General features: G+C 71.0%; 14 protein-coding genes and 3 pseudogenes. 11 read left to right on the forward strand and 6 right to left on the reverse strand.

Features of this window, described 5'->3' with window-relative positions; genetic code table 11:
• Positions 1 to 270 precede the first annotated feature (270 nt).
• Positions 271 to 1,473 (reverse strand): annotated as a pseudogene (locus tag DEJ48_RS38810) (IS110 family transposase).
• A gap of 724 nt (positions 1,474 to 2,197) precedes the next feature.
• Positions 2,198 to 2,557, reverse strand: coding sequence for a hypothetical protein (locus tag DEJ48_RS38815; protein WP_223832387.1), 360 nt, complete (start codon positions 2,555 to 2,557; stop codon positions 2,198 to 2,200).
• Positions 2,558 to 2,692: 135 nt separating this feature from the next.
• Here DEJ48_RS38815 and DEJ48_RS38820 point away from each other — a divergent pair, with 135 nt between their 5' ends.
• The 3 genes from DEJ48_RS38820 to DEJ48_RS38835 all read left to right on the forward strand — a co-directional run bounded on the left by DEJ48_RS38820 (position 2,693) and on the right by DEJ48_RS38835 (position 5,015).
• Positions 2,693 to 3,535, forward strand: coding sequence for a hypothetical protein (locus DEJ48_RS38820; RefSeq protein ID WP_190538132.1), 843 nt, complete (start codon positions 2,693 to 2,695; stop codon positions 3,533 to 3,535).
• 792 nt (positions 3,536 to 4,327) lie between these two features.
• Positions 4,328 to 4,588, forward strand: a complete 261-nt coding sequence (locus DEJ48_RS38830) for a hypothetical protein (protein WP_150220758.1) — start codon at positions 4,328 to 4,330, stop codon at positions 4,586 to 4,588.
• Positions 4,589 to 4,781: 193 nt separating this feature from the next.
• Positions 4,782 to 5,015: a hypothetical protein gene (locus DEJ48_RS38835; protein ID WP_150220759.1), complete on the forward strand. Its 234-nt coding sequence runs from the start codon at positions 4,782 to 4,784 to the stop codon at positions 5,013 to 5,015.
• Positions 5,016 to 5,314: 299 nt separating this feature from the next.
• Here DEJ48_RS38835 and DEJ48_RS38840 read toward each other — a convergent pair whose 3' ends face one another.
• The 4 genes from DEJ48_RS38840 to DEJ48_RS38850 form a co-directional block, all read right to left on the reverse strand.
• A complete protein-coding gene (locus tag DEJ48_RS38840; protein ID WP_150220760.1) occupies positions 5,315 to 5,848 on the reverse strand; it encodes a hypothetical protein in 534 nt (177 codons plus the stop codon).
• A gap of 12 nt (positions 5,849 to 5,860) precedes the next feature.
• A complete protein-coding gene (locus tag DEJ48_RS40870; RefSeq protein WP_263399475.1) occupies positions 5,861 to 5,992 on the reverse strand; it encodes a hypothetical protein in 132 nt (43 codons plus the stop codon).
• 505 nt (positions 5,993 to 6,497) lie between these two features.
• Positions 6,498 to 6,830, reverse strand: coding sequence for a hypothetical protein (locus DEJ48_RS38845; protein ID WP_150220761.1), 333 nt, complete (start codon positions 6,828 to 6,830; stop codon positions 6,498 to 6,500).
• A gap of 222 nt (positions 6,831 to 7,052) precedes the next feature.
• Positions 7,053 to 7,967 carry a transposase family protein gene (locus tag DEJ48_RS38850; RefSeq protein ID WP_190537863.1) on the reverse strand — a complete coding sequence of 305 codons (915 nt, stop codon included), beginning with the start codon at positions 7,965 to 7,967 and terminating at the stop codon, positions 7,053 to 7,055.
• A 417-nt stretch (positions 7,968 to 8,384) separates the two neighbouring features.
• Between DEJ48_RS38850 and DEJ48_RS38855 the strand changes: the two are divergent.
• The 8 genes and pseudogenes from DEJ48_RS38855 to DEJ48_RS38890 form a co-directional block, all read left to right on the forward strand.
• Positions 8,385 to 8,465 (forward strand): annotated as a pseudogene (locus DEJ48_RS38855) (transposase); the annotation flags it as partial.
• A 683-nt stretch (positions 8,466 to 9,148) separates the two neighbouring features.
• A complete protein-coding gene (locus tag DEJ48_RS38860) occupies positions 9,149 to 10,849 on the forward strand; it encodes a phospholipase D-like domain-containing protein (RefSeq protein WP_150220762.1) in 1,701 nt (566 codons plus the stop codon).
• A gap of 1,397 nt (positions 10,850 to 12,246) precedes the next feature.
• Positions 12,247 to 14,671: pseudogene (locus tag DEJ48_RS40985) on the forward strand (DUF6603 domain-containing protein).
• Positions 14,668 to 16,227, forward strand: a complete 1,560-nt coding sequence (locus DEJ48_RS38870) for a hypothetical protein (protein ID WP_150220764.1) — start codon at positions 14,668 to 14,670, stop codon at positions 16,225 to 16,227. The pseudogene DEJ48_RS40985 and the gene DEJ48_RS38870 overlap by 4 nt, the downstream one beginning before the upstream one ends.
• Positions 16,224 to 17,450, forward strand: coding sequence for a hypothetical protein (locus tag DEJ48_RS38875; RefSeq protein ID WP_150220765.1), 1,227 nt, complete (start codon positions 16,224 to 16,226; stop codon positions 17,448 to 17,450). The genes DEJ48_RS38870 and DEJ48_RS38875 overlap by 4 nt, the downstream gene beginning before the upstream one ends.
• Entirely contained in the window at positions 17,447 to 18,685 is a 1,239-nt protein-coding gene (locus DEJ48_RS38880) for a hypothetical protein (protein WP_150220766.1), read from the forward strand. The genes DEJ48_RS38875 and DEJ48_RS38880 overlap by 4 nt, the downstream gene beginning before the upstream one ends.
• A gap of 172 nt (positions 18,686 to 18,857) precedes the next feature.
• On the forward strand, positions 18,858 to 22,826 hold the full coding sequence (locus DEJ48_RS38885; protein WP_150220767.1) for a hypothetical protein: 3,969 nt from the start codon (positions 18,858 to 18,860) through the stop codon (positions 22,824 to 22,826).
• A gap of 6 nt (positions 22,827 to 22,832) precedes the next feature.
• Positions 22,833 to 24,575, forward strand: coding sequence for a hypothetical protein (locus tag DEJ48_RS38890; RefSeq protein WP_150220768.1), 1,743 nt, complete (start codon positions 22,833 to 22,835; stop codon positions 24,573 to 24,575).
• Positions 24,576 to 24,614 lie beyond the last annotated feature (39 nt).

Raw genomic sequence — 24,614 nt, forward strand, 5'->3', positions numbered from 1 at the left:
GCCTGCGCCGCGAGCGCGGCCGCCGACCTCTACGCGCACCGCAAGAGGACCGGGGCCCCGGTCAGCTGTGGATGGTGCACCGGCCTTACAGGGATGCACGGGGCGATGGCCGCAGTCCGCGGACACTTTGCTTATCAGTGGTCGACACTAGCCTCGTCGCGCGAGGCGGATCACGAGGGGAGCGGGAGGGCCGGCAGCTGTGGGGATGTCGTGGCGGGACCTCGTCTTAAGCAGAGCCTCGTCGAGGCGGGGGCGCCTCTATGACTTCGGTTAAGAGGCAACTGGGGTTGGTGGTTGGTAGAAAGTGCCCTCGCGGAGCATCGCGAAGAGCACGTCGGCTCGGCGTCTGGCCAGGCAGAGAAGGGGCTTGGGTGTGGTGCTTGCCCTCCTTGATCTTCTTGTCGTAGTAGGTGCGGGAGGCGGGGTCGGACAGGGCGGCGAACGCGGAGAGGAAGAAGGCCCGCTTGAGCTGCTTGTTTCCTCTCCTCGACTGTTGTTCGCCGCGGATGGACGAACCCGAGCTGCGGGTCGTCGGAGCGAGACCCGCATAGGCGGCGAGGTGGGCGGCGGACGGGAAGCGGGAGCCGTCCCCGACGTCGATGAGGAGGCGGGCTGCGGTCCTGACGCCGACGCCCGGCATCGAGGTCAGGACTTTCGAAAGAGGGTGGACGTCCAGCAGCTCGTTGAGTCGCTTGTCCAGCAGACGGCGCTGGTCGAGCACGGCGGTCAGGGACCGGGCGAGGCTGGGAACGATCAACGAGGCCGCGTCGGTGCCGGGGACGACGACGGTCTGCTCGTCGAGCGCGGTGAAGATCTCGCCGGTCAGCCGGTCAGCCATCCGCGGGGCCTTGGGACGTATCAGGCTGGTGATCCGTCGGCGTCCGAGCCGGCGGATCTGGGCCGGGGATCCGAAGCGTTCCAGCAGGGCCAGGACGGCCGGGTGCTGCATGCGCGGACCGAGCACCCGCTCCACGTGCGGGTGGACCTGCGTGAACAGGCCGCGGAGCCGGTTGGAGAGCCGGTTCGCCTCCGAGACGAGGTCGTCGTCGAACCCGACGAGCATCTCCAGCTCGGCGACCGCCTCGTCGTCCTGCTCGATCGAGCGGAGGGTGTGAGGCATCGACCGGGCCGCGTCGGCGATGACGAACGCGTCGCGGGCATCGGTCTTGGCTTCGCCGGGATAGAGATCGGCGATCCGCCGCATGGTCAGCCCCGGCAGATAGGCGACCTGGCAGCCGATGGCTCGGGCAATGGCTAGCGGCAGGGCCCCGATCGAGGCGGCTGGTCGACGATGACGAGCACGGTCCCGTGCTTGGCCTGCAGTTTCGCGAAGACCTCGCGGAGTTTGGGTTCACTGTTGGGCAGCCTTCGGTCGAAGGCTTTCTTCCCGGTCGTGGTGACGGCGGTGGCGTGGTGTTCGCCCTTGCCGACGTCCAGGCCGAGGAAGACGTCGATGTTGCTGATGTCGATCACGTCGTGGTTCCTTCGGTGCTGTTCACCCGGCCTCGCCACGGCGCCGATCGCCACATCCACATCACGAAGAGCCTCCCGACCTGGGAAAGGCTGGTGGTCATGCCCCTAATCAGCGGTCTGTCAGCGCCTTCGGAGCTGGTGACACCACCCCCCGGGCCATGCACTCGACAAGGGGAGGTAGTCATACCAACTCCGAAGGCCGGTAACCCAGTTGCGGGGCTACGAAGAAAGTAGTGGGGGGGGGTCCGCCCGCCGCTCCTCTTCGACCGGCGCCTCCTGGACCCGATGGGCAGCGGATTACAGGTTCTAGAGGGCCGAGCACGCGTCGGTGTCTTGCAGGGCCGCCTGCGCGAGAAACTGCATGCCGCGGCCGCGCACTGGATCTGGCCCCCGGCGACTGCGGGCGTACAGCGGTCGCCGGGGGCTTCGTGGAAGTCGCCCGGAGCCGACGGGGGAGACGGCGCCGGGCGACGATCAGGGGGAGGCCGTGGTGGTTACCTCCAGAACAGGAGCGGTGCCTCGCGGTCGGTCCAGCCGCTCGTGCAGTGCCCGCAGCGTACAGGGCCGGTCGGCTGCCGCGCTTCGAGTTGGCTGATTACCGCGAGTGTTATGTGGTCGAGTGTGGGATTGGCTGTTTCGTGAGGATCGGCGCGGTTGCCAGGTGCTGGGACAGGCTCGCTGGCCGCTCTGGGGGGCAGTTGTGGTTGTGGTGGTCAACGAGGGGTTACTGCGGTGACATGGGGGTCCAGGGCAGTGCTTTCCGCCATTCTGTCCGGTTGTGGGCCCAGTCCATCATCGTTTTGGCGATTGTTGCTTCTGGGCCGAATACTTCGTGGAGTCTTGGGATGTGGGCTTGGTAGTGCTGGTCTGCGCTGCCTTCGCGGTATTCGATCTGGTAGCTGCGGTCGTCGTTGAGGTACACGTGGATGTAGTGCTGGTCCGCGGGCTCCAGATCGAGCCTTTCCAGGATCACGAACCGGTGCGCCAGGTTCATCTCGGACAGCAGGTCGCCCAGGGCCTCCTCGGTCGGATCGTCCACGGTGCGACCGCTCGCTTCAACTACGCGCAGCAATGGTTTAAGCATGCATGCGACTGTACCGACCCGCAGGATCCAGGTGCTCAGCAGTGCAATTCCACAACAGGCCCTGGGTGAATGGTGGTTACTGGTTCTATTGGAGTGAGTTGTTGGAGGGTTGGGGGGGAAGTGGCGGAGTGGTCGGTGGGGGACTACCTGCTCGCCCACGCGCTGGACCAACTGGCGCAGGCGAACTGGATGTTCGCCACGGTCAATCAGGACGAGGACGCGGATCCCTTGGACCCGCCGCAGCCCGTCCCGCGTCCGGGCGTGGCCTCTCTCCCAGAGGATGCCGGTGTTGTACGGCACGCGATTCCTGCCGCTCCCAGGCTGGCGGCGGTGCAACTGGCGGCTTTCTTCTCCTGGCCTTCCCGCCGCGACGGCGGACGGGCGATGATCTGTGGGACAGTGTGGATCAGGAGAGGGAGCCTCGTGAACGGTCCGGAACAGCAGTGGTCATCCTGGCGCAGCCGCGAAATCCTCATCCGGGCGGACGGTGATTCCGCGCCCATACCATTGGAGATCCGAGGAGTGTTCGGCGCGCAGCTCGACGCTCACATCATGCAGCGCACAGCGACTACGCAGAAGGCGGGGTACGGCTCCACGATGTGGGGCAGGAGCCGCCAGCGGATCGTGCTGCCGTCGGATTTCAACTCCCTCCGGCTCTTCCGCCATGGAGGCAAGGCCACCTTCACAGGAGTGGGCGGGTGGAAGGTCAGACGGTTGGCCGAGGAAGAAGTCGAACTTGTCACCGGCGAGATGTCCGGCGAAGGGCCGTGGGTACTGCGCGTGGCTGACGGTGTGAAGAAGTGGCTGCGTATCACGTGGAACAAGGGGCAGTACGCAGGGGTTCTGACGCACTTCGGCCCGGCCTTTGGTGCCGGCAAGGAACTGTCCGCGCCGAACCACACGCACGAGACCATCAGTGTGACCGGACCCGGGTTTGTCCTGTTGAACGCCCAGCACTGGAGCCTCACCACCGACTGAACACACCGACCCCGAGCGGCAGCTTTTCATGCCTGGTCCAACAGCATGTGGGGTCGTCACCCGTTTTAGGTGCGGATGATGGCTGACGACGGTTCCTTGGCAGACCAGACGGTCAAGCTGATCAAAGACGTCACGGAGCGCTAGTAACGTCAAGAAGGTTGAGGTGACGGCATTCGAGAGCGAGTTCAATGGCGGTGCCTTCGTCTTCAACGCTGGTGGAGTGGTCGGTGGATCATTTCTGCTGGCTCATGCCGTGGACCAGTTGACTCGGGCGTACTGGATGTTCGCGACGGTCAACCAGGACGAGGACGCGGATCCCTTGGACCCGCCGAGGCCGCGGTCGGGCGATGATCCTGCCGAAGAGTCGGGCCTGCCGTTGCGGACTCACTCCCGCCCGGGACGGGCAGAGTTGGTCGCCTTCTTCATGTGGGCTTTCCTTTCTGCCTTCGCTGACATGATGATCTGCCGTACAGGCATGGCTCGGGAGGGGAATGGCGTGAAGAGTCAGGTACAACGGTGGTCCTCATGGCGCAGCCGCGAGTTCGTCGTCCGCGAGGCGGGCGACACCGGGCCCATCGTGCTTGCGGTACGGGGTGTTCTCGGGGCAGCGATAGACATCAGTTCACTACGGCGCACGGAAACGACGGTCGAGGGGGTGGCCCCTCCGCCACGGTCTGGGGTGCGGGACGACGCCGCTTCATCGTGCCTTCGGAATTCGATTCCGTGGACGTGTTCCGCCGGAGCGTCGGCAGTAGCAGCACGTCGGGATTCGGCCCGTGGAAGGTGACGCGTTTGGCTGATGAGGAGATCGAGCTCGTCGCGGGCCGCATGTCCGGCCGTGGGCCGTGGGTCCTGCGGGTCGAGGACTCTGGCAAGGAACTGCGGATCACCTGGAACGAGGGGAAACATCCGGGGACTCTGACCTTCTTCGGTCCCGGGTCCGGGGGCGGCAAGGAATTCCACAACGACAATCGCACCCGAGAAACGATCAGTGTCACCGGCCCCGGCTATCTTCTGCTCGACGCCGACCACTGGACGCTCGAAAGCTGCTGACCCTTCATACGTTAATCACCGGCGACCCCGTGCGCCGTGACCGGCGCGCTCGGGGCCGTCGCTCGTTTGGGGAGCCAGCCATGGCCGAGGCCGGGCATGGGCTCTGCCTCAGATGACGGCCCTATGTGTTTGGACAAGGTCCGAGGTCAGTAGGTTCGTGCGGTCAGGGGTGGGCCGAACCGTAGGAGTGTGCATGAGTGCTAGCCAGGTGACGATCAAGCTCACGCGTGACGAGGCACTGGTGCTGTCGCACTGGCTGGAGAAGCTCCAGATGACGGACCTCAGCCGTGTTGTCGATGATCCGGCGGTCTGGGCACCGATCCATCGAATCGCCGGAACACTCGACAAGACCCTTCCCGAGCTGTTCACGCCCGACTATGACCAGCGACTTGAGGCTGCTCGTCAGCGGCTTCGGCCGGAGGAATGATCGAGCGGTCTGGACTGCGGCGCGGCGGCAGGCGATGGCGGACCTGCCGTCCGACACCTGGGAGACCTAGCTCAGGCCGACGGGGGCACACGACCTCCGACACCACCGGGATCTTCGCGGCGCCCACGAAGCAGAACACGTTGCCGTCGGTGGTGCTCCGCCCCAGCGGGTCCGACAGGAAGGTGGGCCTGTCCTGAACCCCGGTCTGCTGTCCCGGAGGTTCTGGGGCAGCAGACCAGCCTGTTGACGCGCTTCGGGGTTGTTGTTCAGGGCACCCGCGGGTCGACTGGTTACGGGGCTCAATTACCTGCTTCGTTTGCGTCGAGTGGGTCCGGCTCGCGGTGGTAGGCGAGGTCGAGGACGTAGTGCTCGCCGGCGGGGCACTGGGCGAAGTAGCTACGGGTCTGTTCGAGGGTCCAGTCGTCGGTCTCCTGGTCAAAGTAGCTGTCGTAGTAGTCGCCGGCGGCTTGTCGGCCGCGCCACCAGGCGTGGCCTTCATACACGCCGGGGCGGGGCAGATTCGTCTCGCCGGCGGGGCCGAACTCGAGCTCGTTGACGACCAGGGTGCCCGTGCGCGACTCGATGGTGACCGGCACGCGGCCCTCGGCGTCGGCAGGCACCTGAGGGACGGTGTCCCAGATACGGATGCTGACCTGGGCCTTGATCGTTGGCTGGAGGCTGACCAGGTAGAGATGATGGCGCTCGCCGGCTACCACCTGTTCTTCGGCGGTGTGCAGGCTTTCTGTGTCGCCGAGGTAGGTTTCGGCGTCGTACACCTCCAGGACGCGGCGGCCCGGTGTGGCGGTGCAGGTGTACTCGTGAAGGAGCGGCATGTGTTTTCCCGGCTAGTCGGTGATCTTCACGTAGAAGGGGTCGCCGTCGAGGACGCGATACCTGACGGCCGCGGTGTGCGGGCGCTCAACGATCTCAGGTATCCATAACCAGGAGTCCATGGGCGCGAACTTCGCCAGCTTCATGAAGCAGATGCGCATCATGGACAAGGACGCCTACCGGCTCGACACCCGCATGACCGGGAAGCGCGACCCCACCGACGCGACCCTGAAGCCCCTGCGGTGCACCATGACCGCGAGGTAGATCCCTGCACCTGACCGCTTCGTGCGGGCCCAGGGCGGGCCCGCACCAAGCACATGTCACGCGTGGACCGGTCGCCAGGGAACCTCCAGACCCTCAGCAGGGTCAATCCACGCCAAGCACCCCAGCGCCAGCACCGGACGCTGCTCGCCTAGGGCGTCCAGCAGAGGGCCGCCGCCTGTCTGAAGCAACTCGTAGACTGCCTCCAGGTAGGCAGCCGCAGAGGGCCAGGCCGGGGGAGAGAGATCCCCCGGTCATCGTTGACCAGCCAGCGACCCCCCGCAGGGTGGGGTCCTGCGAGTAGGAGAGGTACAAGCCGAACTCGCCTGCGCCACTTGGCTCCTCGCCGTCGAGGAACGACACGAAATCGGCGTCCCTCCACAGATCGTCCTACCCCGGACCGAAGCGCAGACGCTGCCAGAGCGCGGCTTCAGGATCGAGGAAGATCCCGCCGGGCAGGAACTTTCCCGCCCAGAGCTCGCCGTCCTCGTTGCCCGGCACCTCAACCTTCTGGACACCACCGCATACCTGCCACAGAGCTTTCAGCTCGGGTGGGAAACCATAGTCGAGCGCCTGCATCAGACGGGTCTCCGCCGCACCGACTGTCTCCGGCGCTGCCGCAGGAAGCAGCGAGGCATAAGACGCAGGCGCGTACTCGGCCAGCCAACCAGTAAGCCGCTGCCACATCGCAGTGATCTGCTGTATGTCGCTCTGATCAGACATCCCGCCAACCTATAAGCAGGCAGCGCCATTTGTTGCTGATCGTGAAGAGGCGCAGAGCTTGACCTGTCGTTCCTGCGAGGACGAGTGCCAGACGGACGGACGGAGAACTGTGACGAGGATTTTTAGTTGGCACAAAAGACGGCTAGTTGGCACCAAGATCACGGGTGCTCTTACGAGTTGGTGCAGCGGGTGAGGTGTGTTCGGCCTTGCCGTGGCCGGTTTTCAGATGTTGGCAGTGCGGTCGGAGACGAGGCCGGCGATGGCGCGGTAGGTGTCGGGCAGGACATCTCGCCGGCGTGTCCAGCGGGTCAGTTGCTTCCAGCGTTTGTGATCGGCAAGGGCGTGTTCGACGGTGATGCGGTCGGACGAGTGCCCGTGGCGGTCCCGCTCCCACTGCTCGACTCTGCCGGGCAATGCTCCCGGCCGCGGTTTTCTGGGCGGTGTGATGGCTTGGCCACGGTGTTCGCGGCTCAGGCCGAGGTAGCCGTCGTCCAGGAGGACTTCGACGTCGGGGAAGTGCCGGAAGCAGACGGAGATGCCTGCGTTGCGGGCGGCCGTGGCGTCGTGCATACGCCCAGGTCGCAGGGCGTCGGTCCATAACGTGCGGCCTCGCCAGTCGGCAATCACGGTGGCCTTCATCGTGTTCTGCTTCTTCTTGCCCGAGACGAAGGCACGACGTCCGCCGCGGCCGGCCGGTGGCCGGCGGACCTGGATCTCGGTGGCGTCCAGCCGCAGCTCGATGCCTTCGGCCTGGGCATAGGCACATACATCCGTCAGCGTCCGAAGTCGCAGGCCGGGAGGGTCGGGAACCGTGCACCCCCGCTCCGCCAGGAGCGTGCGCACCTCTGCGATCGCCCGGGTGACCGTGGAACGGTCGACACCGAACAGCAAGCCCAGCACCGAGTGCGGCAGGTCGTGCCGCAGATGGATCAGTGTGGCCACCAGCCTGTCGACGAACACCAGCTGATGGCGGGCGCCGGCACCCGCGGCCCGCCTCCTGGCCCCGCCCCGCGTTGCATGGCGACGACCCTCGACCCCGGTCTGCCACGGCTCCGACAACTCTTCGATCAGACCAGCAAGATGAGACCGAGAGAGCCCCGTGAACAGCCGCTGCGCCAGCACCGCCCGATTGACCATGATCGCTACAGCGGGATCATGCCACCCACCTGACACGACACCTCACCCGCTATCACGCACCAACTCGTTAGGGCGCGGATCGAAGTGGTTCTCTCGGCCCCCCTCGGGATGACGACGATCGTGACGGCCGTCTGGCCGACGTGGATCGAGGGCTTGTTCGGGCTCAAGCCCGATGGCGGGAGCGGTGAGACCGAGTGGTGGATCGTCGCCGTACTTGCCGTGGTTACCGTCGCCGCTACCGCGCTTGCCCATCGCGACCTACGCGTTGTCCGGCGCCGCATGTCCGCTGACACCCCGTAATCGCGGACAGCCCAAGCTCTACCCTTCGCGGCAGCCCGGGGGCTTCAGGACGGGCCGCGCTCACCCCGGAGGCGGTCTGCGTCGTGCTGCTCGACAGTGCTCGATGGAGGCTTTTCCGATTGGAAGGTTCTTCTGGGGCTGGAGTTAACCGATCCTGGATTCGACCAATCAGTGCTGAGTGAGTTCCGTGACCGTCTGATGGCCGACCGGGCGCCCACCACCGTGCCGTTTCCGGTGACGGTCGGACTGTCCTCGCCGAGGGACTGCTCGGCGGCTTCGGCGCGGTGGCTGCCCAACTGGCCCACTGGGGGCGCGGTGTAACGGTGCTCGCCATCGTGCCCTGCGGGCAATCGGTCGGGTCGAGGGCGCGTCTGTTTCGGCCCTCAGCGACTAGCCGGAGCACCTCGAGGCCGTGGTCGGTAAGTTCGGGCAGCGGGCACCGGCCGGTGCGGTGGTGTCGTAGGCGAGGGCGCCCTCGGCGATGCTCGTGCCGAAGACCACCTCTCCGCCGATGACCGCGTGGATGGAGCGGACCGTTGCGGCTCGGGCGCAGAATGCGCGGTCGCCCGAGCGAGGGCCCGAGAACGAACGGAAGACAAGCGACGGCTGACGCACCCACCCAAGGGCGGACTCCACCCAGGACTCGCGCTTCGAGATCGCCGACGACAGGGGGAGGGAAGCCGCGTTCCGGAGACCTGGGCCGAACAGGCGTGAAGCCGGGGGAGAACAGGGTCTAGGGGGGTGGTTTGTTACACAAAGCGTGGTTCGCCCTCCTTCCCCCTGGTGCGCGCCCCATGGGTTGATGGCTCCCGGGGGAGACCTGCCACGCCGCAGGGGGTGTCCGGCGGTGGCGCGGGTCCAGGGCTGGGGGGGGACACGCCATGGCGGCATCGCCTGATCCCGCGAAGTGGTTTCTGCAGTTCGCGCCGCACGGCGCGGGGCGGCCCTGGGCGGACGGCACCGAGATGGCCAGCCGTGCGCAGCCGCCGCAGGGGCAGCCCACGTATCTCCCGTGGGACTCAGGGTGCCGAGTGACGACGTACACCAGCGGGTTCGACGCGATGAACGCCATGCGCGACGCGTTGGTCGCCGTCATAGCCGAGGCCAAGCAGCAGCAGGGGCCGGCCAAGGGGCGTGTGTACATCAGCGACTGGCGGATGAACGGCCTGCGCGACCTGTCCACCGACAACGCCTGGGGGATCGGCCCGTGGCACCAGTTCCTCGCCGGGACGCAGGCCGCCCGCGATCAGACGGTCATCGGTCTCCTGCTGCAGCTCGTCCAGGCGGGCGTGATGGTCCGCGTCCTGCTGTGGCAGCCGTTGCACGTCAGCCAGTATTGCCCGGCAGACCTGCACGCCCATGTGCTCGACCACCATTACGCGGCCCGCATCGTGGCGGACCAGACCAAGGGACCGACTCCGCTGCCGGACGGCGAGCCGCTGGGTGTGGTCGCCCTCGACCTGCGTACCGCGGACCGGCTCACCGCGTCGCACCATCAGAAGACGATGGTCATCCGCAGCGGTGCCACCCATCTGGCCTTCGTCGGCGGGGTCGACTTCGGCTTCACCCGACGGGACGCCGTCGCGCCGGGCACCTCCGAAGCGGGCGACTGGCAGGCGGGCGCCGGCATGCCCGATCCGCAGCGCGGCTGGCCCCGGCAGGCGGGCGTCGGCTACCCGAAGCCCGACGAGGTGAAGCCGCCTGAGCGCGCCGTCCCCAGTTCGGACCTGCCCACGGCGGTGTACAGCGACTCGGATCCCACCGCGGTCGGACACCGTCAGCGCTGGCACGACCAGCACCTGAAGATCGAAGGACCCGCGGTCGCGACCCTGGAGCACCAGTTCGGGGAGCGCTGGCGTGACTCGGGCCGTGTCTTCGACCTGAGCCAGGACGGGAACTGGTCCGGCCAGCAGGTGATCTTCAGTACGAGCCACGCCATTCAGCAGCCCGACGGCATCAGGCCACTGCCGATCCCACGGCCACCGCCGGACCTCCAGGGGGCGGCCTCCCTCGTCCAGATGTGGCGCACGATTCCGCTGCGCCGCTATCGGGTCGGACCGCCCTTCGAGCGCGGCGAGTTCACGGTCATGGCGGGTATCGCCCACGCGGTGCAGCAGGCCACCGAACTCATCTGGATCTTCGATCAGTACCTGTGGAGCGAGGCCTTCGCCCGCCTGCTCAACCAGCGGCTGCGTGCCGTCGGCAGCCTGCGGGTGATCATTGTCCTGCCGCCGCATGCCGACGTCCTCACCGATACCGCCCACGAGGCTCGCTTTCGCGCGCTCACCCTGCTCACCGCCTCGGGCATGCAGGACCGGGTCGCCGTGTTCAACCCGTGGAACGTCGTGTCGGCGTCCGGGAACGCACCGGCCAATCGCGGCATCTACGTGCATGCCAAGGCCCACACGTACGACGGGGCGCTCCTGGTGTGCGGCTCGGCGAACCTGAACCGGCGCTCTTTCCTGTGCGACACCGAACTGTGCTGCGCGGTGCTCGACCCCGCCGTCGTCCTCGCCCACCAAAAGGCCCTGTGGCAAAGGCTGTTCACGAACGAGCCATGGCCCCCGTTGACGGACCTCTAGCAGAGCGGCGCCGGCGAGACCTTCTTCCAGTCCTTCCGGGCCGCGGTCAAGACCGGACCCTCGCTCCTGGCCCCCGACCCGTGGGCCCAGACGCCCGCTCTTCTGCACAACGGCGTCACGCGCACACGGTCCGACCTGCTGTGGGACCTCTACTACGGCACGATCGCCGACCCGAGCGGCGTGGGCTCCGCGCTGGAGCAGGACGTACGCGACGACCAGGGCGGCCTGCGCCCCCCTGACCTGGCCGACCTGGTCCGCCGCCTGGAGTACGGCAAGGGTTACCGGGAGCCCTCATGAGTGCGCAGAACTTCGTCGGCGACGTCCTCGGCGCGCTGGCCGAGGCCTTCGAGCCGCTGACCGACGCGCTCGCCTCACCCGAGGCCGCGGCAGCCTTCCTCGGCCGGCTCGGCTGGAGTCTGTCGCCCACCCTGCCGGCCGACGCCTTCACCACCGCGTTCGGGCCGCTTCCGGGCGCCCTGACGCGGCTTGCCGAGCGCGCGGCCGAACTGGCAGCCCTGCCCGAGGACACGGACCCCCTCGCGGTGGCCGCGGCCATCGGAAAGCTGGGCGGCGCGGTGGCCGACGTCGTCTCCGCGCTGAGCGCGCTCGGGCCACCCGCCCAGGGCCCGCCCCCGCTGCTCGACGACCCCGCCTTCTGGAACTCGCTCGCGCAGGACGTGCCGAACCTGCTCATCGCCCGCTACCTCTCGCGCAGGCAGCCGAAGCTCTGGGGGCTGCTGCGCTTCACCGGCATCGCCACCGCCGAGGTGCAGCCGGCGACGCCCACCCGGGGCAGCTACCGGCGCGACACCGTCCACTGGGCGCGCGTCGCCACGCTCGCCAGTGATCCCGGCAAGCTCTTCGCCGAGGTCTACGGATGGGGCGGTACGTTCGACGACGTCCGCTTCCTGACCGGCCTCGGCGAATTGTGCGCATGCTTCGGGCTGCCCGCGGGCCTCGGCCCCGCGCCGTCCGCCGCCCTCGATCCGTACTGGGTCCCCGACGCGCCAGCCCGCGCCCGCATCGTACAGCTGGACATCCCGCTCCACCGGGACATCGTCGAGGCCGGACCGTCCGTCGTCATGCTGCTGGCCGCGCTCGCGGTGGTACCGATCCCACCCCCCGCGGCCTTCGGCACGAGTACCGCGGACCCCGTCGGCTTCTCCGTCTTCCCGATGGTCAGCGGAGACCTCACGGAGACGATCAGGATCACGGACGCCCTGTCCCTGAGTTTCACCGGCGGCTTTGAGGCCTCCGGAGGAATCCGGGTGGAGATCCGCCCGACGGGCGCGGGCATCGCCACCTCGGGCGTCACGGGCCGGATGGCGGCCGCCGTCCGGCTGGACGCGATGCCCGCGCTCCCCTGGCTGCTGTTCGGGGCTCGCGATTCGACGCGGATGGAACTCGGGGCGGCGCATCTCGCCCTCGGCGTGCGCGGCACACCGCCCGATCTCGACATCGACATCGAGGCGGCCGCCGACCGGGTTGCCCTGGTCGTCGACTTCGGGGAGGGCGACGGGTTCCTGCAGAAGGCCCTGGGACGCAAGCCGCTCCGCTTCGACTTCGGGGCGGGTGTCGGCTGGAGCCGCTCGGCCGGATTCCGGTTCATCGGCCAGGCGACGCTGGACGTGACGCTCGCCGTGCACCTGTCGATCCTCGGCGTGGTCGACGTGGAGAACATCCAGGTCGTCCTCGGCGTACAGCCGGGGACCGGCCGGGCGGCGTTGACCGTCGCGCTCAGCGGTCGCCTCTCCCTCGGTCCGGTGCGCGCGGTCGTCGAACGGGTCGGGCTGCGCGCCGAGTTGGAGGCGCGCCGTCCCCCGGCGCCGCCGGGCAACCTGGGCGGAGCCGACCTCGCGTTCCGGTTCAAAGCCCCGGACGGCGCCGGACTCTCCCTCGACGCGACCGCGGTCCGCGGGGGCGGATACATCCGGCTCGACGAGGCCCGGGGCCTCTACGTCGGCATCCTCCAGCTGGAGATCCAGAACCGGTTCACCGTCACCGCGATCGCCCTGATCACCACCAAACTACCGGACGGCGCCCCGGGATTCTCGCTGCTCGTCATCATCGCCGCCGAATTCCCGGGGATCCAGCTCGGCTTCGTTCACCCTCAACGGACTGGGCGGTCTGCTCGGCGCCAACCGGACCATGTCCGTGGACGCGCTGCGCGCCGGGGTCCGCAACCACGTCCTGGACTCGATCCTCTTCCCCAAGGACCCCGTCGCCAACGCCTCCCAGGTCATTGCCGATGTGCAGGCCGTGTTCCCGGTCGCTCCCGGCCGGTTCGTCATCGGCCTCATGGCCCGCCTCGGCTGGGGAACGCCCACCCTGATCTCCCTCGACCTCGGCATCATCCTCGAACTGCCCTCCCCGGTACGGATCGCGCTCCTGGGACGTCTGGCGCTGGCGCTGCCCGAGGGCGAGCCCGTCGTGTCGCTGAAGATGGACGTCGTCGGCATCCTCGACTTCGACCGTCGTGAGGCCTCCGTCGACGCCACGATCTACGACTCCCGGATCGCGGCCTTCACCATAAGCGGTGACATGGCCGTCCGGCTCAACTTCGGTGCCGCGCCCGCCTTCGCGCTGTCCGCGGGCGGCTTCAACCCGCGCTTCACCCCGCCGCCGGGCTTCCCCGAACTGCGCCGTATGACCATCGCCCTCGCGGACTCGGACAACCCGCGGCTCCAGCTGGAGTCGTACTTCGCGACGACCCCGGCCACGGTGCAGTTCGGGGCCCGGCTGGACGTCTTCGTCGCCGCCGACGCCGGCATCTTCGGCTACTTCTCGGTGACCGGCTACCTGTCGTTCGACGCGTTGCTCGTCCTCGCCCCTCCGTCGTTCATCGTAGACATGGCCGGAGGGCTGTCGCTGCGGCGCAACGGCAAGGTGCTGTTCGGCATCGACATCCGGCTCAGCCTGGCCGGGCCGGCCCCGTGGCACGCCTGGGGCGAGGCCACCTTCGAGTTCATCGGCAAACGCACCATCCCCTTCGACGTCACCGTCGGTGAGGAAGTGGCCGCCGTCCTGCGCGCCATGGTGGATCCGCTGGGCGACCTGCTGACCGCCTTGGCCGATCCGCAGAACTGGACCGGCGCGCTCCCCGCAGAAGCGGGGCTGGTCACCCTGCGCTCCCTGGATCCCGGCGCGGGAACGGTCGTTCATCCCTTCGGCTCGCTTGCGGTGCGGCAGCGCGAGGTCCCGCTGGCGCTGACCATCGACCGCTACCAGAACGTGGAGCTGGCCGCGCCGGCCCTGTTCGACATCGCTTCCGTCAGCTTCGGGCCGACGGCCGTGCACGCGGGCGCGGACGTACGCGAACACTTCAGCGCGGCCGACTATCTGCTGCTCACCGACGACGAGAAGCTCAGCCGTCCCGCCTTCGAGCCGCTTCCCGCGGGGCGCTCCGCGATCGGATTCCCGGCCGCGCCGGACACCGGTGAACCCAGGATGCCGGTGGCGCACGGCGCTCCGGTCGCTCGCCCCGGCGACACCTACGACACCGTCGTCATCAACGAGGCGTCCGCGCAGCCCAAGCAGCACCTCCCGGACGCCTACGCGGCGCACCCGGACCTCCTCACGGTCTTCGCCGGATACGCGGCAGGCGCCCGATCCCCGCTGGCCTCGCCGGGAGCCAACCGGTTCGCCGGGGACGGGCTGGGCATCGCCGTACGCGACCCCGGCTACCGGCTGGCGTTGCGCAGCACGCTGGCCGCCGTGTCCGCCGTGACGTACGTGAGCCGGGCGGAGGCCGAGGAGGCCCTGCGGGGCTCGGCCCGGCCGGAGACCCTTCAGGTGGTCGGAGCCCAGGAGGTGGTGTCATGACGGACGCGCGCTTTCTGCCCTGGGCCCGCCAAGGGCTGGCCACGGCGCTCACCACCACGGACCCGGTCGGCGACGCACCGCTGCCCCTGCGCGTACCGCTGAAGGTGACCACCGCCGTCGGCGGATCGGCTTCCGGCACTGCGTCCGTGCAGCTGCACCTGCACGGACCCGCCGACGTCGTCGGCATCGACCCGCGCCAGGTGCGGCGGACGGACCCGGCGCCCGGTACGGCCGTCGAGCCCGGATATCTGCCCCTGATCGAGTTCCAACGCCCGGACTTTCCCTGGCTGTTCACCCCGGCATCGGCCAACTCCGAGGACCGGCTGCGGCCCTGGCTCTGTCTCGCGGTCCTCGAAGCATCCGAGGTGACCGTGCAGCGGCCGGACGACCGGCCGGCCATCGCCCGTCTCGAACACGCCGGGCGTACGTTGCCGAACCTCGCGCAGTCATGGGCCTGGGCGGTGGTCCAGGTCCCCGGATCCGGCGCCCCCGCCGACGCGTTGCGCTCCGCCCGCCCCGGCCAGGCGCTCAGCCGGCTGTTCTGCCCGCGCCTCCTGCGTCCCCGCACGGCGTACGTGGCCCTCGTCGTGCCCACCTTCGAGCAGGGCCGGCTCGCGGGGCTGGGGCGGCTGACGGGCGAGGTGGCGTCGACGGCGCAGACGGCTCCGGCGTGGCGTACCGACACCGGTCCGCTGGAGCTGCCCGTCTTCCACTCCTGGGAGTTCAGCACCGGCGAGGAAGGGGACTTCGAGGCGCTGGTCACCAAATTGCGGAGAGTCGCACTGGATCCGGGCCGGGTCGGCCGCCGCCCCCTGTCGGTGCGGAGCCTGCCCGCCGGACTGCCCGACCTCGGTGAGGTCCCGCTGGCCGGGGCGCTGGAAGCGGTGAGCCCGGACCAGTTGACCGGTTCCGCCGCGAGCGACGACTTGGGCACCCCGCTCGCCCCGTCCTTCACGGAGGCGCTGCGCGCGCTTTTGAACACCTTGCTGCCGGCACCGGCGGGCACTCCCGCGCCGGCCGGCCTGGTCCTGCCGCCGCCGCTGTACGGGCACTGGCAGGCGGGGCAGCCGACCGTGCCGCCGGTGGGCGGGGCGGCCTGGCTGCGCCGGCTCAACCTCGACCCGTGCCACCGGGTGGCCGCGGGCCTCGGTGCCCGCATCGTGGAGCTCCAGCAGGAGGAGTTGATGGCCTCGGCGTGGGCGCAGGCCGGGGAGGTCATCCGCGCCAATCAGCTGCTGCGCTCCGCACAGCTCGCGCGGGCCGCCGACCGCCTGTTGCACCGCGGGCTGGCCGCCCTGGACGCCGAGGCGCTGCTCCAGATCACCTCGCCGGTCGCTCCTCGGGTGCGGCACGGCACCCGCACCGTCGCCGGCACGGTGCAGGGCGGCGGCAGCCGCGTGCCGCCTGCCATGACGGGAGCCGCGTTCCGCTGTGCGCTGCGCCCGCGCGGGCCGCTCGGGCGGCGTACCGGCGTCGGCGCCGCCGATCTGCTGCGCGCCGTGAACGACGGCACGCTCACGGTGTCCGGCCCCGCCGTGGCCCGCCGGGCACGGTGACGTTCGACTCCGCCGTCGACGGGCCGGGCCTGTGCACCCGTACCCCGGACGCCCTCCTGGACGCCGAACCGCCGCCCAAGGATTCCCCGCGGTACCGGGCCTGGCTGGACTTCCGCAGCGTCGCGGTGCGGCAGCAGTCCACGATGCCCGCGTGCCATCCGCCACCGCCGCGCCCCCCGACCCGGCTGCCCACCGGTGACATCGCCGTCTCCGTGCTGAACGCCCTGGACCCGGAGCTGACGGTGCCCAAGCGCGTGGCCGGCCGGGTGTCGGCTCCGTCGGACTGGCACCCCGCCGACCCCCTCGACCCCCTCCTCGTGGCGCCGTCCTTCCCGACGCCCATGTACCGCGCGCTCGCCGACCTCTCACAGGACCTGCTACTGCCGGGCGTCGGCGACATCCCGGCGAACTGCGTGGCCGGGCTCGCGATCAACCCCCGCTTCGTCGAGGCGTTCCTGGTCGGGCTCAACCACCACGTCGGCCGGCTGCTGTTGGCCCGCCACTTCCCGACGGACCAACGAGGCACCTGCTTCCGCCAGTTCTGGGATCCGGCCGGCCGGGTCCCGGCCCCGGCGACCGCCGCGGAACGCCACGACATCCCCGCGCTCCACGAATGGACCGCCGCAAGCGATCTGGGAGAGCACCTGAGGGGCGGCCGGCACTTCGTGCTGCTGCTCCGCGGCGATCTCCTGCGCCGCTATCCCGACGCGGTGATCTACCTCGCCCAGGGCGAGTGGTACGAGCCGGGGACGGGCCTGCCGTCCCGGCGCCGCCCCAAGTCCGCACCGCCCGGACTGAGCCCCGGAGCCCCCGAACACCCGGAGAAATACCCGCTGTTCAGGGGAAGCCTCGCACCCGACGTGACCTTCATCGCCTTCCCCGTCACACCGGAGGCCGCCATTGGAGACCCCGATCCGGCCGGGTCCCGACCCGGGTTCTTCGTCGTCATCCAACAGCAGCTCACCGAGCTGCGCTTCGGGATCGACACCGCCGAACCCACCGCCTTGACCGGCAGTTGGCGCGACCTGTGGTGGGGGAACGTGCCCCTCACGCCGAGCGGCCACATCGACCTGGACCAGCCGCTCCAAGGTTTCGGCGACCGCACCGACAACCCGCTGGGGCTGCGGTGGGGAGCCACCAGCGCCCATCAGGCCGCGATCACGACGCAGGCCCCCTTCCGTGCCGCGATCCACGCCAGCGACCTGTTGGAGCCCCCGCCATGACCACGTTCACCCAACTGGACGCCGGTATCCCGCTGTTGCTGCTGCCGGTCCGCCTGGAGACGCGGTTCACCCCGCGCGACGCCGTCGGGGCGCGCGTCCTGAAGATCCGGATCTATCCGGACGATGTCCACCAGGACAGTCATGAGCCGGGCCTCACGGCGGCGGAGTCGACCGGCGGGAAGGAGTTCTGGGCGGCGCTGTGGCGGGCGGGCCGGGGCGTCGAAGGGGAGCAGCAACGCCTCACCGCCTGGCAGCTGTTGGTGGCACGGCACGGCGCTCACCGGGCGCGCTGGATCGCCGAACGGCTCACCCCGGTCAATCCGGGGCAGCGTCCGGACGAGCGGATCCCGGCCGACGCTCCGCTGTCGCCGCCGCCGCAGTGGCCGGACGTCCCGTCGGCGGACGCCGCGTGGACGCGCGCGTCCCGTATCGCCGTACTGCCCGACCGATGGCTGGCCACCGGCCATTTCGGGGGCCGCAAGGTCTTCGAGCAGCGCGGGGCGCCCATCACACGGCCGCTGGCCACCGGGCCGGACCCGGCCGACGACCTGAACGAGGTGGGCCAAGTCGGCCCGGGCATGCGCTGGATGGTCGACTTCGCCGCCGCCGAGCTGGCCGGCATGGGGATCAGCGTCCGGTTGCCGCCGGGCAGCCCGGACCGCTTCGACCGGATCACGGTCCTCGGCGTCGCCGAATCCCTCGACGCGGCGGAGGCGACGGCCGCGCTCTCCGGCCTGCTGGACGCGCACGCCGCCACCTGGGGGCTGGACCTGGTGCCTCAGGGCACCCCGACCAACAACGACGGACCCGGTCGCCCGGGTGGACGCCGCCCGCGGACCCTGGACGGGGCCGGCGTCCTGGCCGCGCTGGACGCGGCGCCCGCTGCGCCGGGCGACGGCAGTGACGCCGCGGCCCTGGCCCACGCCCTCGGGGTGACCGAGCGGACGTCTCCGCTGTGGCGGCTGCCGCACGCGGCCGGCACCGAGGGGGGCGAGGCATCGGCGATGGCGGCCGCGCTGTGGCCGGCCACTTGGGGCTACTACCTGCGGGAACTGTTCTCGCCGGGCTTCGACGGCATGCCCCTGGCAGACTGGCGCCGCTTCACGATCGACACGGTGCGCGCCCGCGGTCCGCTGCCCGCGGTGCGGGTCGGTGATCAGCCGTACGGCGTCCTGCCCGTCACCTCGCTGACGCAGTGGCGGCCCCACCCGTCCCGTCCGGACCTGTTGTTCTGACCGGATCGCCGACACGGCGGCGCAGTCCCGGCTCCATGTCCGATGGGAGCTGGACGCCCAGGGGGAGTCTGCCGCCGCTTCCGGGCATGACAGGGAGGCTCCTCCTCTCGTCGGTGATCCGGCACGGGCCGCGGGCACGTTTCTCACATTTCCCGGAGACACCCGGCCCGGGGTGGTCCTGCTCGACCCCGGCACACCCCAGCAGGCCCCGTCGCACTGGCTCGGGCCGAGGGCCGAGCGGAGCGGCACCCTTGAGGGCGACTGGCTCGGCCCCTTCCCGCCCCCCTTCCTGGCCGCCGAACACCGCGGAGTCGCCCTGACGACGCTGGCGGCGGACAAGGGGCCGCGGCTGCTGGCCGCTCAACTCATCGCCCGGCGCGGCCAGTTCCGGCTGCACCTCGCCTTCGGCACCCCGCTGCAGGGCAACCGGGTCCGCTGGGACCAGGCCGTGGACGTAGGGGAGTTGTCCGCCGAGGCAGGGCACCGGCTCGTCGGCCTCGCGGCCGGTCACGCCACGGGCGGGCGGCCAACCGAGATCGTGGCGCTGCTCGCGGTGCCCGACGCCGCCGGCGACGAGACGCTCTCGTACCGCCTGGGGCGGCTCTCCGAGCGCGGCCGCCTCACCGTCACCTGGGCCGACCCGCTGACACCGCCACCCACCGGACCGGGCCCCGTCCGCACCGCGGGGGTCGCCCTGCACGACCTCGACGGTGACGGCCGGGACGACCTCCTGCTCGTCGCCTCGCACTCCCCGCTGACCGACGCCGCCTACTGGATCGGTTCCGGTCTGGGCGAGGACGGCGTGGCGGCGGGCTGGCAGGGCCCGTTCCCCGCCGCGCCCTCGTGGGAGCGTCCGGCCGGGCTGTGCCTCGGACTCCTCGACGCGGGCCGCCCGCCCGCTCCCGCACCGCTCGGCTCGCCGTCGGCGTTCGTCGACCTGCTGAGCGACGCCCGCCGCCTGTGGCTCGCCCGGGCCGCGTCCCCGCGGGTCCCCTTCGTCGGCCGCGGCGATCCCGGCCGCACCCTCCTGGACATCCTCGCCCACGACGCCCATGCGACCAGCCTCCACGTCAGGCGTCTGATGGGACCCGACTACCTGCAGTCCCTGTCCACCCTCATGGGTTCCGGGCCGCTGCCGGACCTCCCCGCACGGATCGCCGCGCGCTGCGACACCCAGCTGATGCACCTGGGACTCGCCGTCCGCACCCGCCTGGACAGCTCCTGCTACGCCGACACCGCCGTCGAGTGGACCGCGCCATGGATCCAGAGCGGACCGCTGTCCGAGACCGAACCACTGACCGAGAACTACCTCCGCTGGGCCGCCACCGTCCACCCGCAGGCGCTGCACGGCCACCGGGGCATCGCTGACAGCAGCCCGCTCCTGCTGCGCCTCGTGCGTCATGCGACGCTGCGGGGGTACGCCGACGCCGCCCTCCGCCTCGTACCGCCACCGATGCCCGCGGACCGGCCGCCGTGGCACGAACCGGAACTCGTCGACCTGTTCTCCCTCGCCCACCCCGACGCCGACCCGCCGCCCGCCCCGCCCCGCACCCTGACCGCCTGGCGCTACATCGGCGAGAACCAGCAAGGCCGCGACCTGGGCGGGGAGATACAGGTACGCAGCAACGCGGGCGACGGCGCCGTCGCCGACGTGACCGAACTGCGGGACGCGCTACGGCTGTTGGCCGACCGCCCCACCGCCGCCCTGCACCGGCTGCTGGCCGAGACTCTCGACCTGTCCGGCCACCGCCTCGACGCGTGGATCACAGCGGTCGCGACCTCCCGCCTGCGCGCCCTGCGCGCGCAGCGGCCGACCGGCATTCAACTGGGCGGCTACGGCTGGACAGAGGACCTGGTCGCCGCCGACGCCGACGCCGCCGAGGAGAGCGCCGGCTTTGTGCACGCCCCTTCCCTCGCCCACGCCACCACCGCGGCACTGCTGCGCGGCGGCCACCTCAGCCACCGGGGCACCCCGGCCGCCGAGACCTTCGCCGTCGACCTGTCGTCCGCCCGGGTCCGCGCCGCCCTGGAACTGCTCGACGGGATCCGCGCGGGCCAGTCGCTCGGCACGCTCCTCGGCCAGGTCTTCGAGCGCGCCCTGGTGGAACACCCCGACCTGCCGCTCGCCCGCCACCTCGGCGCGTTCCGGCAGCTGTGCCCGTCGGTGGCCGGCAAGCGGGTGCCCCTCCCCGAAGGGGTGCCCGCCGACGCCGTGGCCGCGCGGAGCGTCTGCGACGGGCTGGCCCTGCTGCGGTTGCACCAGAAGTCCGCGATTCCCTGGGGTGAGACTCCGCCGGGGCTGCCGGAGGCGGATTCGACCGACGCGCAGGCGCTGAAGACGATCCTCGACGCGCTCGGCGACCGGGTCGACGCCGTCGCCGATCTCGGCGTCGCGGAGGCCGTCCACCAGACGGCGTCGGGCCGTCCGGTCCGGGCCGGAGCGGTCCTGGACGCGCTGAACCGAGGTGAACTCCCGCCCCCCGAGATCGAGGTGAGCGCCAGTGCCCGCAGTGGCATCGGTGTCACCCACCGGGTCCTCGTCCTGCTCGCCCCGCCCGACCCGGACGATCCGGCCGTACGGGCCTGGAGCGCGTCCCGAACCGGCGGGCCGCCGTTGCGCGCGCGGGCCGAGCCCCGGCTCGACGCGTGGGCGGCGCGGCTGCTCGGCGACCCGGCGCGCGTCACCTGGCAGGCCCAATTCCCCGGCCCCGGCGGCGACTTGCCCGACTCGGTCGTCACCTTCACCCTCGGGGACCTCGGCCTGTGCCCGCTCGACGTCCTGTCCTGCCCGGGCGCCGAACCGGGCGGAGACCTGGAACGACGCATGCTGCTGCACGCCGTGCGCCACGCCCCGGCCGGCTGGAGCGGTCCGCCGCCGCGCCTGCGCCTCGGGCCCGCCGCGGGCCCGGGCTCCCGCAGTGTCCGCGCGCTGCTCGAAGTCGCCCGGGCCGTACGTGACCTGGTCGGCGGGGGCCGGCCGCTGCGGCCGGCCGACCTCGTGTCCGGCAGCGCCCCGGACGCCGACGCCGGGCGCCTCGACCTGGCCCGTCGTCTCGCCGACGCCGTGACCGTCGTGAAGGCGGCGGTGGCCGCGCTGCGCGCACTCTTCGCGTTCACCGACCCGGCCGCCGCGCGTGCGGCGATCGCCGGGGCCCTCGGTGTGCCGGTGGGTGAACTCGGCACGATGGACAACCTGTTGGACCTGCCGGCCGGGCTGGACATCGCCCGCGCGGGCGACGCCGCAGCGGTCCCCGCCCGGTCCGCGCCGGAGGCCATCCGCGACGCGCTGCTCGCCCTCGCCGACTGCGCCGTGCAGGGGGCGGTGCCCCGCTCGGCGGCCGACGGCGACGCCTGGGACGTCCTGAGCGTGCAGACCGCAGCGGTGGGCCGGGAGTGCGCTGGCCGGCTCGACGCGGCCCGCCGGGCGGCCGACCCCGCCACCGGACTCACCGAACTCCTTGGCGCGGACACGCGGATCCTTCCCACGTTCGCCCCGCCGAGCCAGGACTACGTCCTGGCCCTGGCCGAGCGGCGCCGCGCGGGCGACGCCACCGCGGGCGTCACGGCGCCCTGGCTGGCCGGGTTCGCCGAGGTGCGCGAGGGAGTCGGCCGCCTGGACCGCGCCCTGCTGTGCGCCGAGGCCCATACGGAGTCGCTGCTGGGCGGCGTCGACATCGCCCAACTGCCGCTGGCGGGCGACACCCCGGAACGCTGGGCCGGGCTCGAACCCGCCGCCGGAAAACGGCTGCCCGGCGGGCGCCTGTCGCTGGCCCTGCACACGCCGCTCGGGCCGCCGCCGGCCGCCGCCGACGCGACCGTCTCGGGGCTCGCCGTCGACGACTGGGTCGAAGTCGTCCCCAACAACGAGGAGACAACCGCCGTGGCCTTCCACTACGACAACCCGGGCAACACCGCTCCGCAGGCACTGCTGCTCGCAGTACCCCCGGTCGTCGGACAGCCGTGGGACACCGACACGCTCCAGGACGTCCTGGCGGAGACGATCGACCTCGCGCGCGTGCGCGCCGTCGACCCCGACGCATTGCCCGACCTCGGCCAGTACCTGCCGGCCCTGATGCTCGCCTGCAACGTGGGCGGCGATCCGCAGGGCGACACCATCTCCACCCAGGCCCCGATCGCGTAGGCGCCCATGTCTTCCCTCACGACGTGGCAGCGCCTGGAACCCCGTACCCGCAGCAGCACGCTGGACTCGATCCGGGCCCGGGTCCACGACCCGGCGTGGCTGCTCGCCCGGCAGGCGCAGCTCGGCGAGTTCCTCGGGACGGACGCCGGGTCCGCGATCAGCGTCGAAGCGGCCGGGCGGACCAGCCGCCTGACCCGATACCGGCCCGGCACCCCGGCAGACGGCGCGCCCCCGCAGCCGTATCCGGCCGGGACGCCCCTGGAGGCCGTCGTCGAGGCGGAGACCGGACAGGGCCCCGCGACCTCGGGCACGGTGTTCGCCGCGCAGGCCGGGCAGTGCTTCCTGCGGTCTCTGGGACCGGAGTTGGGCCCGCGCTACCGCGCCGCGTACATCCTGCGCCACCCGCTGACGGCCCCGCCCGACCCCACCGCCCTGGACGACGCCTCCCTCCGGCTCCTTGACGTCCTGGTCGGCCATGTCCCCGACGGGCACGCCCTTTACGCCGAACTCTCCGCCGCCCTGCGGCCACCGGGCGGCGGCGCCCCCGTACTCCCCGAAGAGCCGCCCATCGCGCCGGCGGATGCCGCCGCGGTGCTCGCGACCGCGCTCTCCTGGCTCGGCTGGTACGAGCGGAGGCGTCCGGCATCCCGGCCGCAGGCGTGGCAGCCGGAGCGGCTTGCTCACCGCTTCGCCGTCGCCGCACCGGCACCCGGACCGGCCGACGACGGCGAAGCTGTCCTGTCGGCGCCGGCGTTCCCGGGCGGCCGCCTCGACTGGCACGCCTTTGACGTCGAGGCCGGGGCTTCCCTGGGGGCGGCCGGGGCCACGAAGGAGTGGCGGAACGTCGCGATTCCCACCCCGGTCCGCTTTCCCGGCATGCCGAACGCCCGCTGGTGGGAGTTCGAGGACGCGACGAACCTCGGTGCGGTGGATGCCGCGCCCGACGATCTGGGACGGCTGCTGCTCCTGGAGTTCGCCCTCGTCTACGGCAACGACTTCCTGTACTTTCCGCTCGATCTTGACGTCGGCTCGCTGTGCTGGATCGACGGGCTGACGGTGCGTACCTCGTTCGGCGAGAGGGTCGGGATCCGGCCCGTCGAGAAGGCCGATGGCGGAGCGGGCCTGTGGAGCATGTTCCGCCTCACCCGCCTGACGCCGTCGGGGCGCCCCGAGCGGGGCGACTTCCTGTTCCTGCCCCCCGTGCTCGGCCCGTCCCTGTCCGGTCCCGCACTTGAGGAAGTGGCCTTCGTACGGGACGAGACGGCCAACATCGTCTGGGCGGTGGAGGAGCGGATCCAGACAGCCGCGGGGACCACGGCGGTACCGCACGAACTCGCCGAGGACCGCCGCCGGCGCGGCCCGGCCGAGGAGCCACCACCCGCGCCGGGGCCCGCGCTGACGTACCGCATGGCGACCGCGGTCCCGGACCCCTGGTATCCGCTGCTGCCCTCGCTGATCTCCCGCACCGTCGCGGGCGTCAGCTGGAACAACGTGGTGCTGGAACTCTCCGGCACCCGCGCCCCGCGCGCCCAGGTGCTGCGCAATCCCGGCGGTACGCCGCTGCGCGTCGCGGAGCAGGAGATCTCCGCCACCGGCGCCGTCGTCAACCGGTCCTGGCAGCGCGCCCGTTGGACGGACGGCAGCGTCCATCTGTGGGTGGGGAAGCGGCGGAGTGCCGGGCAAGGGGCTCGTACGAGCGGGCTCCGGTACGACGTGGTCGAGGAGCTCGACCACGAGGAGACGACGTGACGCCACGTGCGGGGGCTGCGCTGCCCCAAGGTTCAGCTC

The organism is Streptomyces venezuelae (assembly GCF_008642315.1).
GTDB lineage: Bacteria > Actinomycetota > Actinomycetes > Streptomycetales > Streptomycetaceae > Streptomyces > Streptomyces venezuelae_D.

Excerpts from the sequence above, each read along its gene's own strand:
- DEJ48_RS38815 (WP_223832387.1), bottom strand. The coding sequence starts at position 2,557 with ATGCTTAAACCATTGCTGCGCGTAGTTGAAGCGAGCGGTCGCACCGTG.
- DEJ48_RS38835 (WP_150220759.1), top strand. The coding sequence starts at position 4,782 with ATGAGTGCTAGCCAGGTGACGATCAAGCTCACGCGTGACGAGGCACTG.
- DEJ48_RS38840 (WP_150220760.1), bottom strand. The coding sequence starts at position 5,848 with ATGCCGCTCCTTCACGAGTACACCTGCACCGCCACACCGGGCCGCCGC.
- DEJ48_RS40870 (WP_263399475.1), bottom strand. The coding sequence starts at position 5,992 with ATGAAGCTGGCGAAGTTCGCGCCCATGGACTCCTGGTTATGGATACCT.
- DEJ48_RS38845 (WP_150220761.1), bottom strand. The coding sequence starts at position 6,830 with ATGTCTGATCAGAGCGACATACAGCAGATCACTGCGATGTGGCAGCGG.
- DEJ48_RS38850 (WP_190537863.1), bottom strand. The coding sequence starts at position 7,967 with ATGGTCAATCGGGCGGTGCTGGCGCAGCGGCTGTTCACGGGGCTCTCT.
- DEJ48_RS38860 (WP_150220762.1), top strand. The coding sequence starts at position 9,149 with ATGGCGGCATCGCCTGATCCCGCGAAGTGGTTTCTGCAGTTCGCGCCG.
- DEJ48_RS38870 (WP_150220764.1), top strand. The coding sequence starts at position 14,668 with ATGACGGACGCGCGCTTTCTGCCCTGGGCCCGCCAAGGGCTGGCCACG.
- DEJ48_RS38880 (WP_150220766.1), top strand. The coding sequence starts at position 17,447 with ATGACCACGTTCACCCAACTGGACGCCGGTATCCCGCTGTTGCTGCTG.
- DEJ48_RS38890 (WP_150220768.1), top strand. The coding sequence starts at position 22,833 with ATGTCTTCCCTCACGACGTGGCAGCGCCTGGAACCCCGTACCCGCAGC.